This is a genomic window from Clostridium sp. CM036, assembly GCF_055081135.1.
Map to the genome: position 1 here is coordinate 2,020,220 of NZ_CM143652.1, position 16,094 is coordinate 2,036,313.

16 protein-coding genes are annotated in these 16,094 nt (G+C 31.0%); 9 read left to right on the forward strand and 7 right to left on the reverse strand.

All coding sequences use genetic code 11. The annotated features are described in order from the left end of the window. Positions 1-51: 51 nt before the first annotated feature. The 6 genes from ACWJKE_RS09450 to ACWJKE_RS09475 all read left to right on the forward strand — a co-directional run bounded on the left by ACWJKE_RS09450 (position 52) and on the right by ACWJKE_RS09475 (position 5,930). Complete coding sequence (locus ACWJKE_RS09450) at positions 52-1,632, forward strand: spore germination protein (protein ID WP_216302699.1); 1,581 nt, start codon at positions 52-54, stop codon at positions 1,630-1,632. Next, positions 1,629-2,783 carry a Ger(x)C family spore germination protein gene (locus tag ACWJKE_RS09455; RefSeq protein WP_216302698.1) on the forward strand — a complete coding sequence of 385 codons (1,155 nt, stop codon included), beginning with the start codon at positions 1,629-1,631 and terminating at the stop codon, positions 2,781-2,783. Before ACWJKE_RS09450 ends, ACWJKE_RS09455 begins: the two co-directional genes overlap by 4 nt. A gap of 18 nt (positions 2,784-2,801) precedes the next feature. Beyond that, on the forward strand, positions 2,802-3,017 hold the full coding sequence (locus tag ACWJKE_RS09460) for a hypothetical protein (protein WP_216302697.1): 216 nt from the start codon (positions 2,802-2,804) through the stop codon (positions 3,015-3,017). Between the two features lie 45 nt (positions 3,018-3,062). Then, positions 3,063-4,166, forward strand: coding sequence for a GerAB/ArcD/ProY family transporter (locus ACWJKE_RS09465; RefSeq protein ID WP_216302696.1), 1,104 nt, complete (start codon positions 3,063-3,065; stop codon positions 4,164-4,166). A gap of 148 nt (positions 4,167-4,314) precedes the next feature. Beyond that, a complete protein-coding gene (gene mscL, locus ACWJKE_RS09470) occupies positions 4,315-4,710 on the forward strand; it encodes a large-conductance mechanosensitive channel protein MscL (RefSeq protein WP_216302695.1) in 396 nt (131 codons plus the stop codon). Between the two features lie 122 nt (positions 4,711-4,832). Further along, on the forward strand, positions 4,833-5,930 hold the full coding sequence (locus ACWJKE_RS09475; RefSeq protein WP_216302694.1) for a DUF3810 domain-containing protein: 1,098 nt from the start codon (positions 4,833-4,835) through the stop codon (positions 5,928-5,930). A 102-nt stretch (positions 5,931-6,032) separates the two neighbouring features. Here the strand turns inward: ACWJKE_RS09475 and ACWJKE_RS09480 are convergent, their stop codons facing one another. Continuing rightward, on the reverse strand, positions 6,033-7,286 hold the full coding sequence (locus ACWJKE_RS09480) for a C40 family peptidase (protein ID WP_220286462.1): 1,254 nt from the start codon (positions 7,284-7,286) through the stop codon (positions 6,033-6,035). Positions 7,287-7,479: 193 nt separating this feature from the next. Further along, on the reverse strand, positions 7,480-8,688 hold the full coding sequence (locus tag ACWJKE_RS09485; RefSeq protein ID WP_216302692.1) for a serine/threonine-protein kinase: 1,209 nt from the start codon (positions 8,686-8,688) through the stop codon (positions 7,480-7,482). A gap of 486 nt (positions 8,689-9,174) precedes the next feature. Between ACWJKE_RS09485 and ACWJKE_RS09490 the strand changes: the two genes are divergently transcribed. Together ACWJKE_RS09490 and ACWJKE_RS09495 are read left to right on the forward strand one after the other, a co-directional pair. Further along, on the forward strand, positions 9,175-9,615 hold the full coding sequence (locus ACWJKE_RS09490; protein ID WP_216302691.1) for a cell wall hydrolase: 441 nt from the start codon (positions 9,175-9,177) through the stop codon (positions 9,613-9,615). Between the two features lie 65 nt (positions 9,616-9,680). Continuing rightward, a complete protein-coding gene (locus tag ACWJKE_RS09495) occupies positions 9,681-10,127 on the forward strand; it encodes a hypothetical protein (RefSeq protein WP_220286463.1) in 447 nt (148 codons plus the stop codon). Between the two features lie 74 nt (positions 10,128-10,201). Here ACWJKE_RS09495 and ACWJKE_RS09500 read toward each other — a convergent pair whose 3' ends face one another. The 3 genes from ACWJKE_RS09500 to ACWJKE_RS09510 form a co-directional block, all read right to left on the reverse strand. Next, the gene (locus tag ACWJKE_RS09500; protein ID WP_253198144.1) at positions 10,202-10,897 is read right to left on the reverse strand and encodes a peptidylprolyl isomerase; all 696 of its coding nucleotides are present in this window, start codon (positions 10,895-10,897) and stop codon (positions 10,202-10,204) included. 170 nt (positions 10,898-11,067) lie between these two features. Continuing rightward, positions 11,068-11,898 (reverse strand): type I phosphomannose isomerase catalytic subunit, encoded by an 831-nt coding sequence (locus tag ACWJKE_RS09505; RefSeq protein ID WP_216302689.1) that lies wholly within the window; start codon positions 11,896-11,898, stop codon positions 11,068-11,070. A gap of 20 nt (positions 11,899-11,918) precedes the next feature. After that, positions 11,919-12,413, reverse strand: a complete 495-nt coding sequence (locus ACWJKE_RS09510) for a hypothetical protein (protein ID WP_216302688.1) — start codon at positions 12,411-12,413, stop codon at positions 11,919-11,921. A gap of 240 nt (positions 12,414-12,653) precedes the next feature. On the opposite strand from ACWJKE_RS09510, the gene ACWJKE_RS09515 reads away from it, so the two are divergent. Then, complete coding sequence (locus ACWJKE_RS09515; protein ID WP_165413030.1) at positions 12,654-12,797, forward strand: hypothetical protein; 144 nt, start codon at positions 12,654-12,656, stop codon at positions 12,795-12,797. 82 nt (positions 12,798-12,879) lie between these two features. Here the strand turns inward: ACWJKE_RS09515 and cysS are convergent, their stop codons facing one another. Beyond that, complete coding sequence (cysS, locus tag ACWJKE_RS09520) at positions 12,880-14,286, reverse strand: cysteine--tRNA ligase (protein WP_220286465.1); 1,407 nt, start codon at positions 14,284-14,286, stop codon at positions 12,880-12,882. A gap of 168 nt (positions 14,287-14,454) precedes the next feature. Continuing rightward, a complete protein-coding gene (gene ltrA, locus ACWJKE_RS09525) occupies positions 14,455-15,864 on the reverse strand; it encodes a group II intron reverse transcriptase/maturase (protein WP_462952630.1) in 1,410 nt (469 codons plus the stop codon). Between the last annotated feature and the right edge of the window lie 230 nt (positions 15,865-16,094).

The window sequence follows — 16,094 nt, forward strand, 5'->3', positions numbered from 1 at the left end:
TTACCAAAGAAAGTTCAGATTTGGAGAGAGTATTTTAGGATGTTGAGCAAAATGTATATGATTAAATCATTTACAAATTGGCTAAAATATCTATATGTAGTTAATTATTATAATACAAAGGATGTTTTATTTATGAATGCAAATGACTTTTCAAATATAAACCTAGTAAAATCATTAGATGAAAATATTAATATGATAAAAAACATTTTTATTAATGACACAACAGTCGTATATAGAGATCTATCAATTGGCAAACCTACTAGCACTAAGTGTACGCTTGTTTATATTGATGGAATGGCAAATCTGAAAACAATTAATGAGGATATTATAAAGCCACTTTTGTTAGGTGATATATCTGAGATTAATGATAGTAACATTATGGATATTTTAATGCAAAAAATACTTTTAACTGCAGACAACAAAAAAACATCTATTGTTGATAATATTATTAATGAAATTATATACGGAAAAACTATGCTTTTCATAGATGGTTTGGCTGAAGTAATTTCCATCGGTACTATAGGATGGGAAAAAAGGGCAATTTCAGAACCTCAATCAGAAACTATAATTAGGGGACCTCGGGAAGGCTTTACCGAATCAATGAATTTAAATATTACACTTATTAGGAGGAAGCTTATTAATCCTAACTTAAAATTCGAATTCATGAGAATTGGTGAACAAACTAAAACTCAAATATGTGTATGTTATATTAAAGGTATAGCAATGGAACCTATACATAAAGAGCTAATGACGCGGCTTAATAATATTGATATTGATGGTATTTTAGATTCTGGTTACATAGAGGAATTAATTAAAGATGCCCCTTATTCTCCCTTTAGGACTATTTTTAATACAGAAAGACCTGATGTGGTAGCAGGTAAACTTCTAGAAGGAAGGTTTGCAGTTCTCTGCGATGGAACTCCTGTTGTTTTAACTCTTCCAACTATCTTTGTTGAGGTTTTTCAGAGCAATGAAGACTATTATAACAATTTTTTATATTCCTCCTTTGTCAGATTTCTTCGATGGTTATGTTTTTTTATTAGTACTAGTACTTCAGCTATATATGTAGCACTTGTTACCTTCCATCAAGAACTTATTCCAACTCCACTTCTTTTAAGTATATATTCTGCGAGACAAGGATTACCTTTTCCTTCAATTGTAGAAGCCATGGGCATGATGATTGTATTTGAGATACTTAAAGAAGCAGGTCTTAGAATGCCTAAACATATTGGCGGAGCAATTAGTATAGTAGGTGCCTTAGTGCTTGGTGATGCTGCTGTTAACGCAAGACTAGTCAGTGCCCCTATAGTAATAGTTACTGCACTAACTGGAATTTCAAGCATTATGCTACCTCAAGTGTTAGGAATAGTAGAGATACGAATAATTTTTTTATTATTATCTTCCTTCCTAGGTTTATATGGTTACATTTTTGGCGTAATGGGTTTAGTTCTTCATATGATGTCTATTCGTTCCTTTGGTATACCTTATATGACTAACATCCCTTCTTTTTCTATTCAGGATATAAAAGATACGGTAATTAGAGCTCCCTGGTGGGATATGTATTTAAGACCGAAGCTATTTACAAAAAATAAAAGGCGTCAAAAAAAATTAAGAAAGAGAGACTCCAAATGAAAAAAAAAATCGTAATCATAATTTTTATTATAGCTATGTGTCCTATTATATTATGCGGGTGCTGGAACTATAGCGAAATAGACACATTAGCAATAGTAGCTGGCGTTGCTATAGATAAGGATATATCAACAAATAAATATATTGTTACAACAGAAGTTATAACCACGCAACGTCAAGGTGGTTCCTCAACCATTGGTTCTGAGCTATATAGCTCCGAAGGTGACAGTATATTTAATGCGGTGAGAAATATGATAAAAAAAACTGGTTTAAAACTTTTTTGGAGTGCTGAAAAGGTGCTAATAATAAGTGAGCCAGTCGCAAATGAAGGGGTAATTCCGGTGATCGATTGGGCCCATAGAGACTCCAGCCTTAGATCAGATATGTGGATTCTAATAGCAAAGGGTGATAGTGCTGCCGAAATTTTAAAAACTAAGGTTAATCTTAATAACGTAACTTCATTTCATCTTAATGATGCCATGACTTCATGGGAAACACTCTCTAAATTTCCTAACTCAATGTTATGGTTATTTGTCGATGCAATGTCTTCAGAAGGTAAGTCTGAAGCAATAGCTACAGTTAAAAATGAGCTTAATGCTGGAACTATAGTTCCTAATTTAAATGGCTCTGCTATTTTTAAGTCCGATAAGCTTGTAGGATATATAGATGGAGACGAAACCCTATACATGCTTATGATTCAGAACAAAATAAAACAAGGGTTAATTACTTTGAAAGATGTTTCAGGTTCTGGCACCAGCATAACCTTAGAAATACATGAAAATAAAACTAAATTAACCCCCCTTTATAACAATGGAATATCATCACTTATAATTGATATATACCCAGTTGTAACTATATCTGAGGTTGGAGGAACTAAAGATTTTATTAAAGAGGAAAATTTAAAAATACTTAAGAGTGAAGCAGAAAAAAAAATTGAAGATAATATACAATCTTTAATTAGTAAATTACAGAAAAATTACCATAGCGACGTTTTAGGTTTTGGAGAAATTTTCAAAAAAGAAAAACCAAAAGTAAGTGAGACTTACAAAAATAATGGAGAAGATATTTTGATAGGTCTAAAGACTGAAGTTAACGTGCACCTGAAAATAAAGGGTAGTGGTACAACAACAAATCCTATTTCAATAGAAAAATAATCAAAGGAGAATTTATAAATGTTTTTACTTGTAATAATTTTTTATATCATAGTAATGTTTTTTGAAACTGTCGTACTATTAAAAGAAAAAGATATTGGTAAAATAGCACTTTATTTTTCTCTGATTATATTTTCAATGATAATTAGCATTCTTCTAACTTTAGGAGTACAGTTACCAAGTCCATCGAATCAAATAAAAAATATTGTAGTTTCGATATTTGGCAAATCAAATTAGTTTATTTACTGTTTATCATTACAGCAAATAGTATGGGAGGCATAAATGAAAAATGAAGTTATTTCTGAAAGACAAGCTACAATACTTATAATACTTTTTATAATTGGAACTTCTTTTTTAAGAGGATCTGGAGGAGGCGATGCAAAACAAGATGCCTGGATAGCAATAATTATTGCTATTTTGTGGTCTATTATATTGTTACTTATGTTTTCTAAAATTTTATCCTCATATCCTGGGAAAGATTTATTTGATATACTTCAAATCGTTATGGGGAAGTTTATAGGGAAAACAATAAGTATACTAATGATATGGTTTGCCTTTCATGATGGCTCCTTAACTCTTAGAAGCTTATCAGAATTTACTGATATCTTAGCGTTACCTGATACACCAGTGGTAGTTCCTATGATTTTTTTTACTATACTTCTTATATGGTGTTTAAAAGAAGGTATTGAAGTCTTAGGAAGATGGTCTGAGTTCTTCATTTGGATTGTAATTCTAATATTTTTTACTGTCTCTATATTTTCAATTTCACAAATGAATATAAGCAAATTAAAACCAATACTAAGTAGCGGTGCCGCTCCACTTCTAAGAGGTGCTTTCTCAAGTTTTACTTATCCATTTGGTGAAACCGTAATTTTTACAATGGTATTTTCTAATATATCTAAAGTTAGAAATTATAAAAAAACATTTATGGTAGGCTTACTAGTGGGTGGAGGGCTTATATTTTTAGCAACATTAAGAAATATTTTAGTATTAGGAAGTGGAACCTTATCAAGATTATATTTCCCTTCTCCCACGGTAATAAGCCTTATTCACCTAGGTAATTTGCTTCAAAGACTCGAAATGACAGTAGCTATTCAATTTTTAGTATGCGTCTTTGTTAAAGTAAGTATATGTATTTTTGCAGTTTGCAATGGAATTTCCAAGGTTTTTGGATTTAATGATTACAAATTTATTGCAACACCTGTAGCTCTTCTAATGTTTAACTTCTCTTTTTTTGTTTACGAGAGTACCATGGAAATGTCATCCTGGACTTTGAATATATTGCCATATTATTCTTTTGTATTTGAAGTTATAATACCTTTAGTTATTTTTATTGTGGTGGAGATTAGGAGTAGAAGTTCAAAAACAACAAGCGTAATTAAATAATTACTTAGTATTGTTTCAGCTAAGTCATATGCAAATGAGTATAACAATCATATTTTTCAAAATTATTTTTTTAGTATAAATAATATATGATATAATATAAATACTTTTAAAATTTCTAGTATATGCATTGAAAGGAAGTGTTCCACATATGTTGAAAGAATTTAAGAAATTTGCTCTTAAAGGGAGTGTATTAGATTTAGCAATAGCTGTTGTTATAGGTGCGGCGTTTTCTAAAATAGTTACCTCTTTAGTGAATGAAATTATAATGCCCTTCCTTGGCATATTAATGGGTGGAATTAATTTTAGTAGTTTACAATATGATATACCTTCATCTATAGCCGGTGGAGTAGCATTGTCAATTAAATATGGTTTATTTATTCAATCTATCATAGACTTTTTAATAATTGCTTTTTCACTTTTTATATTTATAAAAGCTATACAATCTGTTAAAAAGAAAGAAATCGAAAAAATTATCGCTCCCAAAATTTCAAATGAAGAAGTGCTATTAAGTGAAATTAGAGACTTATTACAACAAAGAAAATAATATAAAAAATCTCCAAGTAAACATTTCACTTGGAGATTTTTGTATAATTAATTATATTTACATTCAATTTATACAAACAACTAAAACATGGGAGTTATAAATATATAAAGGAGGTGCTTCGTTTGAAGTTTTTTTCCTGTAAGAAGAAATCATCATTTTTAATCTTGCTTTTACCCTTAGGTATTCTCCTAACTCAAATATCTAGAATGTTTCCGACTCTTATAGAAAAATACTATTCATCATTTTTTTATAAAATAATTGCTAATATTTTAAGTGCAATTACCCACTTCTTACCATTTTCTCTTGCAGAACTTACAATTATTTTCTTTGTAACTTTCGCGTTATTGTATATTTTAAAAACAACTTTTGACTTATACAAATATGAAAATAAAAGATTAGGTATTTTAAAACACTTTGTTTTAAATATACTTGCTGCATCCGGATTAATATATTTTTCATTCCAGTTTTTATGGGGATTTAATTATCAAAGACTTACACTCAATAAAATATTTCAGTTAAATGTCCGCTCGTCATCTTCAAATGAACTTGCTTCACTTTGCATGCATCTTATAAATAGTTCAAGTTCTCTAAGAAAAAAAACAAACGAAAACCAATATGGTGTAATGGAACTTTCTTATAATAAAAAGTATATCCTAAAAACTGCTCAATTAGGATATGATAAAGTTTCACTTAAATATGCTGCATTAAAAGGTAACTATGGAATACCTAAGGGTATATTACTTTCAAGTCCAATGTGCTATACAGGAATTACAGGTTTTTATTTTCCTTTTACTAACGAAGCAAATATTAATATGGCAGAACCTGATTCATTCCTTCCATTTACCACGGTTCACGAAATGGCCCATCAAAGAGGCTTTGCCAAAGAAGATGAAGCAAACTATATTGCATATATAGCTTGTATAAATCATCCGTATATAGATTTTCAATACTCTGGAACACTTGCAGCATTATCTTATTCATTAAATGCATTACAAAAAAGTGATTCACAAAAATATAAAGAATTGATTTTAACTTGTAGCACAGGTGTAATTAATGACTTGAAGTACAACCAATCTTTTTGGGAAATGTACTCCGGTCCTATAGAAAAAATAGGAGATAAAATTAACGACACTTATCTTAAATCTCAAAATCAACAATCGGGAACAAAAAGCTATGGTGCAATGGTCGACTTACTTCTTGCTGATTACAGAGAAAAATGATTTTAAAACACCGTGGTTAAAATTAACCACGGTGTTTTAAAAATCATCAATCAAACCTATTATATTATTTCTGTGAATCATTTTATGTTATTTTACATGTTGCTATCTAACTCTTCTTGCAGACATATAATCACTTCTCGTTAATTGTGATATTTTAACTACATCCCCTGTGCTTGGTGCGTGTATGTATGAATTATTTCCTACATAAATACCAACATGGTGAGGACTTCCTGATCCAAAGAATACCAAATCTCCTGGTTGTAAATTCTCTCTAGACACATATGATCCGTGAGTTATCTGAGCATAAGTATCTCTACCTGTAGTAACTCCAAAATGTGCATATACATATTGAGTAAAACCTGAACAATCAAATGAATTTGGACCCGTTGCTCCCCACACATATGGTGTTCCCAGGAAAGTTTTAGCATATTCTATTACTTCATTTGAACCAATTGGTAAAGTTGGTTTTGGTAAAGTCGGTTTTGGTAAAGTTGGTTTTGGTAAGGTTGGTTTTGGTTTGCTTACCTCTTCAACTATTTCTTTTTCATCATTTGTTTCATTTTTCACTGCGGTACTTACCTGCCCTCTTGATGGGGTATTTTCTTGAGTTTTTTTAGTATCTATTGCCATATCGTATTTACGTTTTTGATCTGCTTCATCTTTTATTTGATTCGTAGTACTGTCTACTGAAGCCTGTATTTTTATCATCTCATTTTTATTCAATTCTTCCTGTTTATTAGCTTCTACTACTAGTAGTCCTTGTTCTTTTTTCTTTGCACTAAGCTCGTCCAATTTAATTTCATTATTAGCTTTTAACGCTAGAACTTTTACTTTTTTATCATTAAGAGCTTTTTTTCTATCCTCAATAATTTTCTTTTTCTCATTTAATTCTTTAATAATTTTGTTATCATATTCTACAATTTTTTTAACATTTTCTACTCTTGAGATAAGGTCTTCGACTCCTTCAGAATCAAGTAGTATCTCTAAATAACTATCTGCTCCGTTCATATACATTGCTCTCATTCTTTCATTAAATACAGATTCCTCGCCCTTTATATTGTGCTCGGCAACTACTATATCTTTTGTAGTCTTCTCTATTTTTTTCTCAGTACTATATATCTCATTTTTTGCTTTATCAATTCCTGCGTTCATGTTCCCAATATCTAAATCTAACATTTCAATAGATATCTCTAATTGGTCAGAATTCTTTTGTGACAAACTATATGAACCCTGTTGTTCTAGCAGCTGCTTCTTTTGATTATCTAACTGCTGCGTTAGTGACACTGCGAACATCGGCTTACTTACTGACATAACTAGTCCAATAGCTATAAGTAAAGGTAATATTCTTCTTCTCATTGTTACTCCCCCCATATCTTATGTTGTAAAATCATCATTAATTCTCATATTATTATTTCCTAACCATATTATAGCACTATATTAGGCAATTGGAACGATTAATATAAATTAACCTTATTAACAGTCCAAATTAATTTAAATTATTATTACCTGTCCAGCTCTATACATCTACATCCATTTCTAAATATCTCATTTATTTAATCTTTTTTACTATGTTTGTTTGTTTGTTTTTTCGTTTTTCTTTATCCTTTGCTTTAGATAATTGCGGCGTTTTTTCTTTTATTGAGCTATCTTGTGTAATATAACTAGTTGCTACCTTTACATGGCTTATAATAGGTGTCTTAACAGACTTCTTTATAGCCTCCTTAATAGCATCTTTCTCTATACTTGATGACCCTACTACGGGGCTCACTATTTCGGTCCTATCTATAGTGTTCATAACTGTACTTTCTTTTTTATTCCCATGGAAAATATAAATGCTTGCTAGAGTTACAACTAGACAACAGAAAAACCCATTTTTAATTTTTGTTAACTTCCCTTTATTTGTGATTTTTGTTTTAGCTTTTTTAGTCCCCACATTTGTGCTAATATTATAGTCACTCAAACCCGCTATTTTTTCATATTTATCTTTTTTTAATACTTCTAAAATTTCTTTTTTTAGATCTTTAACCGAAATATATCTATCCTTAATATCAATCTTAACGCACTTCTGTATTATTATTTTTAATTTTTCATTAATATCAGGCCCATAATTTTCGTCCAAAAGAGGTTCTATACCTGTGAAAGGGGTCTTCCCTTTCACCATAAAGTATACTAACATTCCGATGCCATATATATCTGTTTGCGTACAACATTTCCCTAAGCCGTATTGCTCTGGAGCCGCATATCCATTAGAACCTGCGCACACTGTGTCTTGCGACTTGTCACCCTTATAAATTTTCGAAATACCAAAATCAATCAAAACAACTTTTTCACTGATTGTTATAATTATGTTCGATGGTTTTATATCTCTATATATAATAGCTGGATTTTGATTATGTAAATATCCTATAATATCACATAAATCAGATGTAATCCGGCAAGTTTTTTCTGTCTGTATTCTACCATTTACCTTAACATACTCCTTTAGTGTTTGACCCTCTACGTAATCTTGAACCATATATAGATTGTTATTTTCATAAAATATATCAACTATTCTCCGAATACCTGGATGGCTTAGATTTTTTAAAATGTTAGCCTCTGTTAAAATATCTATATTTTTTGTATTTTTTATTACTTCTTTTATAGCCCAAAAATTACCCTGAATTATATTTTCGCATAAATAAACGGTGCCCATTCCACCCTTGCCTAAAATTTTAATTACTACATATTTTTTGTCTAATATATCTCCACTATTTAGCATAATTCACCTCTTGTATAAATGTTTCATAACTTATTCATCTAATAACATATGTATAAATATAAAATTTTAAGTGATATTTTCTTTTTATAGTCATACCTTATCCAATAATAATATATATATAAATATAGGTATATTGGGTATCTAATATCCTTTACGCGAAAGTATATACAAATATAAAATGCATTTGCTATTATTGTTTTACCACAAATAATAATAGCTTAACAAAAGAGAACACAAATACAAGGTAATTATATCAAACTTCCCATTGATTTACCATGTATTCATGTTAAATGTTACTAACAATATGCCAATAGGATTTTTATTAGAGTTTCTTTAATGCTATATAGCTATCTCTCACAATTTATTAAATACCCAATAAATCTTACAGTTTCCTTGTAAATAAAAAATTTCTTTGTTTTTTTAAGTACCATTATTAACTCCCTGAATATAATAACACTGTAGAGCGAATTAAGGAGATGACTATTTATGGCTTTCAGTGCTAGGGAGTTATTGGCTAGAATACTACAATGTGAGGCTGGTGGAGAAGGCGAAAATGGGATGAAAGCTGTTGCCTCTGTAGTTATGAACAGAGTGCACGTAGCAGATGGTGAATATCTTAGGATAGGTCAAGGTGATTTAAGGAATATCATATTTCAGGAAGGACAATTTGATTGTGCAAGATCTGTAATTCGTGGTGTGACTAACCCACAAACCATTTGGGCAAGTCGACCAGAGCAGATACATTATGATATTGCTGATTGGGCTTTAGCTGGCAATAGATTATATACAACAGGTGAGTCCTTATGGTATTTTAATCCCTATGCACCATGTCCAGATGAATTCCCTTTCAATGGTAGTGGTATCTATCAAGTCAGTGTAGGTCTACATTGCTTTTACAATCCCACAGCGAAGTATTTTACTACTTAATTAAAAAGCATTACTAACTATACCTTTAGATAATAATTTAATATAATTTTTAAGGAGGATATTTTATGTTTATAGCACCACCTAACAATTTTAATCAAATTCCAATGTGGGACAGTGTTCCTGTGTTTTCTGAACCCCCAATGGCACCTATTCCAAAATTTGGTACAGATGATAATACAAGAGAAAGACCTGCGATGCCAACCCCTGATAATAACCAGCACCGTGAAATGCCACCTGTCTCACCCATAGTAGATAATCCACTTTATAATCAAGGTTGGTTATCTACCCAAATAGGTAAATATATAAAAGTAGAATTTTTAATTGGAACTGGTATGTGGGTTGATCGCGAAGGCATATTAAAAGAAGTTGGTATTAGTTTTATTGTCATTCAAGAAAGTGGTTCAAATGATCTGGTAATGTGTGATATATTCTCTATTAGATTTGTAAGAATTTTTAAAAACCAATCTAAATGTACAGATAATTATGAAAAACAGACAAAATCTTCGTATTAATGTAATTTAAAATCACGAAACATATAAAAGATGCCCCTAGTGAACTTAACTCACTAGGGGCATTTCTTATAATTTTATTTTACATTCTCAACTTCACCATACTTTACTCCAAACGTGTCCACAGTAACTTTTTTCATCTTTTGATCTTTTTTAGGTTTATCATTACTCCCAGTCTCAACAGCTACTATTTTATCCACTGTTTCCATACCTTCTGTAACCTTACCAAAAGCAGCATAATCACCATCTAAGTTGCTACTTTCCTTAATCATTATAAAAAACTGTGAACCAGCTGAGTCTTTATCAGCACTTCTAGCCATAGATACTACTCCTCTTTCATGTTTTAAAGGGTTGTCGAAACTATTATTACTAAACTCGCCGCTTATTGTATACCCGGGGCCGCCCGTGCCCGTTCCTTCTGGGTCTCCTCCTTGTATCATAAAACCTGGTATTACCCTATGAAAAATTAATCCATTATAATAACCACTCTGGACTAAAGAAACAAAATTTCTAACTGTATTCGGTGCAATTTCTGGATATAATTCTACCTTAATAGTCGAGCCATCTTCCATTACTATAGTAACCATTGGATTTTTGTCATTAGCTCCTTTTTCTGTTTGTTTTTTAACTACTGGAGTAGGTTCTACCTCTTTTGTTGCTTTAGGTTTACTATCGACATTATCTTTTTCCGTATTAGCGCATCCAGCTGCCAAAAACACAAAAATCACTGTACCCAATATCATTGTTTTTTTTAAAAACTTCATCCTTTTCATTTTTAAACGCTCCTTCATAACTTGCCTAGCATTAACTATCTTCCGCGAAAATACAATATTAACGACTTCGGAAGGAGATTTTCACTCCCACTGAAGTTTTATTTTTGTTATAACACGGAACCCTCACTTGTAGAAGTTTAAGACCTCCCTTTTGAAATGTCATTAATCCTCTACACACTAGATTTAATTAATTCCATATTACCTTCAAGTGTATACTCTATTCCTTTTGATATATAAACTGTTTCTTCTTCTTTTAATTTCATTTGCCCATTACTCACTTTTATTACTCCCTCGCCACATATTACAGTGTAGCTATGGAAACTATCATTAACTATGTCTATATAATTGTTATTGACAATAATTTTTTCCACTTTAAAATAAGGTGTCTCTAATTTATTAAAATTATCAATTTTCCCACCTTTATTCTTACCATCATAATCTATAACATCTAAGGATTTTTCAATATGCACTTCTCTGCCTCGTCCCCAGTCATGAAGTCTATAAGTAATGTTGCTATTTTGTTGCACCTCAATAAGCTTTACACCAGATTCTATAGCATGTACCGTACCCGCTGGTATGTAGATGAAATCTCCCCTGCTTATATTGATTCGTTCTAAATAATCTTCTAGTTTACCTTCTTTTATAATTTGCCTTAGCTTTTCTTTATTTAAACCTTTCTTTATTCCTGATACTAAAGTCGCTCCCTTTTTAGCTTCCAATATATACCAACATTCTGTTTTTCCATTAGCATTTTCAACCCTTTTAGCATAATCATCATTTGGATGTACTTGTACTGATAAGGTATCTTCTGCTTTTATAATTTTATTTAGTATAGGAAAATCACTACCACATCCTAAAATTTCAGACAATTCTCGTCCTTCATAAATTCCTTCTTGCACCGTAGAATTTCCCTCTTCATGACATGAAAGTACCCATTTCTCCCATCCCCATATTTTTTCACTTAAGTATGGCTTTAATTTTAAAATTAATTCTTTAGACAATACAACTCCTCCAATACACGTTAATTATTTTTTCCCATATTTGTTATTATACCTTTTGCCTCTTTCACAGTACTACTTGGCCCACAAATATCAAATTTACCATTATATTTGTTATCTACTTCAGCTACTCTTATAAGTATTTCATTAAAGTTCTTTGATGTATTAAGCGTTCCAGTCACTTCATATTGCCCTGTTTTACTATTTTTAGCTTCTATAAAAGTGCTATATCCCGTAGTCTTAAAAACATTGTTCTTCGCCCATATTCTCTTTAGAATAACCTTCTCTTTAATACCATCTACTTCTACACTTCCAGTAAATTCATAATTCAAAGATAATTTCTTTTTTAATTCTCCAACAAGCTTAATTTCAGTTGATTTGTTAAATTCACTATTCTCATCATACATATATCCACCATAGTTTCTTTCAATGCTCACCGGTCTAAAATATATAACTGATATTAAAATCATACCAATAACTGCAATTGATATTGAAGCTTTCAAAGCTGATCTATCCATATTTATCACCTCAGATTTTAATTGTTTTATTTAAAATATATTACTTTCTGCCTTAAGCTATACATAATATTATAAACTAAATTTTCTTATCACTTCCTTTTTTAAAATTTTATCACATTATTAATTTAATTTCTATTATTTTGTAAAAACATTGGAAATTTAGTTATAATTTAGATGCATTATACTCTGAATATTGGAGAAACTAATATTTCATTAAACTTTAGAAAGGTGGCAATATCCATGGCAAGAAAAGATTCAAAAAACTACAATTACACTACCCAAGAGCAAATTATGATTAAGAAAAATGATGATGCTAGATTACCAAAACGACTTGGCAGCGATGAAAAAATCCAGGCGGCTTCAAAAAGAAGTAAAATAGAATAATTCCTACTCGGTCCATCCTATTTAGTTTAGATAAAACAAGGCATCTATGATTATTGCCCATAGATGCCTTATTAATTCATACTTATTTAACTTTCCAAGTCGTTCCTTCCTTAGTATCAAAAAGTTCGATATTCATAGCTATAAATTCATTTCTTATCTCATCTGCTCTTGCCCAGTTTTTACTCTCTCTTGCGTCAGTTCTTTCAATTATAAGCTTATTTATAAGCTCTTCATCTACATTTGTATCTTCCTTTTCAATTGTCATAAGATCTAATGAGAATATTTTATCAAAATCTTCTATAAGTATAGCTTTTTCCTTATTATTAAGTTCACCATCTTTTAAAACATCAAAAAGTACAGTGAAAGCATTTGCTATATTTAAATCATCACTGATATATGATGAGAATTTTTCTTTGTATGCGTTAGTTTTCTCACCACTCGTTACATCATTTTGATTTATAGAGTTTAAAACAGTAGCAATTCTCTCTTTAAGTTTTTTGTAGCCATTCCTAGCGTCATTTAAACTGTCGAAACTAAATACTAACTGTTTTCTATATTTAGATTGAAGACAGAAATATCTATAATCAAGAGGACTATATCCTTCTTCTTCAAGTCTTGCTACAGTTAAAAAATTCCCAGTAGATTTTGACATTTTACCACTATCTAGTACTAAAAACTCTCCATGCATCCAGTATTTTACCCATTTATGTCCTAATACTCCTTCAGATTGAGCTACTTCATTAGTGTGATGTATCGCAATATGATCCACTCCACCACAGTGAATATCTAAACATTCACCAATATATTTAACAGACATTGCCGAGCATTCTAAATGCCAACCTGGAAACCCCTTGCCCCATGGTGACTCCCACTGCATAATTTGATTAGAAAACTTAGAGTTTGTAAACCATAGTACAAAATCAAGTGGGTTTTTCTTATTAGGATCTATTTCTATTCTACTTCCTGCTTTCAGTTCATCTATGCTAAGGTTTGCAAGCTTAGTATAGTCTTCAAATTTGTCAATTTCAAAATACACATTTCCATTAGATACATAAGTGTATCCTTTTTCTTCAAGTTTTTTTATAAAATCTATCATATCCTGTATATGATCTGTAGCTCTACATACAATAGTAGGTCTTTTTATATTAAGTTTTTTACAATCTTCAAAAAAAGCATCTTCATAAAACTTAGCAATTTCCCATACTGTTTTATGCTCACGGCTTGCACCTAATGCCATTTTATCTTCCCCTTCATCCCCATCCGATTGAAGGTGCCCTACGTCAGTTACATTCATTACATGTTTAACTTTATAATTAAAATACTCTAAGGATTTTTTAAGTACATCTTCAAAAATATATGTCCTTAAATTGCCTATATGTGCATAGTTGTACACTGTAGGTCCACAAGTATACATTCCCACCTTACCTTCTTTATAAGGTACAAACTCATCTTTATTTCTAGTCATAGTATTATAAACATTAAAACTCAATATATTCACTCCTTCTTAAATAGTACAAAAGTATCCAAAGCTTTCCGGAAACTCTTACTAATAATCTAATCTTTTCATTTAAATCGAGTAGGAGCTAAATAATTAATTTATTTAGCGACCTCTCACACCACCGTGCATACCGTTCGGTACACGGCGGTTCAATAGAAATTAATGTTTTAATAAATATGTCTCAGATATAGAAACTAATCCTATATTTTTAAGGTATTTATTGGTCAATGTTTTGTTTAATATAGGGCTATTGGATGTTCTCCAATAGCCTTTCCTTGTATTTGCATATTGCAAAGCTTTATTGTTTGGTATTCCTAATTTAACAAGGTTCCCATATTTTGTTTTAATCTTTTTCCATTGTTTCCAAAAACACATTCTAATTCTTCGCCTTAACCATTCATCAAGTGTTTTAAGAATACTTTTAATGTCTGCAATAGCAAAATAATTTATCCATCCAACTATCACTTGCTTAAGTTTCATAAACCTATATTTCATGCTCATCGCATTACTTCTTGAAGTTAATTCTTTTAGCTTTGCTTTGAATTTGATTATAGGTTTTTGAGGAACTCTCATTCTGTATTCACCTTTTGCTCGGTAAAATGAAAATCCTAAAAATTTAAGTTTCCAAGGTCTATCTACTGTACTCTTTTCTTTATTCACTCTAAGCTTTAACTTTTCCTCAATAAATCTCGTAATACTCTTCATTACTCTATTTGCTGATTTCTCACTTTTGACGTATATATTCGCATCATCAGCATATCTACAAAAGTTTAGTCCTCGTTTTGTTAGTTCTACATCGAGTTCATGTAACATTACGTTACTTAATAATGGGGACAAAGGCCCGCCTTGAGGTGCTCCTTCTTCTGTATTCATAAATACCCCATTTATCATCACTCCACTTTGTAGATACTTTCGTATCAGAGAAATTACTCTACTATCTTTAATATCTTCCGATAGTATCCTTATTAATTTATCATGATTTATCGTATCAAAGTATTTAGAAAGGTCTATATTCACCGTCCATGTATGTCCAGCATTAATATATCCCCTACATTTTTCAACAGCTTGTTTTCCACTTCTTAAAGGTCTAAAACCGTAACTATTATCAGAAAATTTCTTTTCATATATTGGTATTAGAGTTTGTGATATCGCTTGTTGAATAACTCTATCTAATACAGTAGGTATTCCAAGTAGCCTAATTCCACCGTCAGGTTTTGGTATTTCTACCCTTCTTACGGCTAGAGGTCTATATCTACTTTCTAATAATGATTGCCTTAATTCTTGTCCATGCTCTTTTAGATAATGTAGAAGTTCATCTACTGTCAAACCATCAATCCCATGACTTCCTTTATTGGCTTTTACTCTTTTATATGCTTTATTCATATTATCTCTCGATAATATCTGCTCGAGTAAACCATTATCATATTCATTCACATCGTTTCTTCCTTCTTCTGACATAGAGGAAATACTATGCACTTCTACATTACCTTCGAGTTCCACTCTATTCTCTCGTAGAGAGCCTTCTTTATGAAGTTGTCTGCTTTTATCATATTTTCTCGTATCCTTCAAAATTCCAAAACCTCCTATTGTTCAGTCCTTCCCACGCTAACGCGTTTTGCATGGTACTATGACGTCTGCTGACTTCTGATAGTTCAGCCATACATCACTGTATGGGTTGTTATTTCTAAATTCATATCCACAACTTACCTATCAGATCTCCCCGGGTAAGAACGCAATCTTTCACTCCATCTATCTGCTACATTTACACCACTTGTTTCGAATAGTTTTGGGCTTCGTTT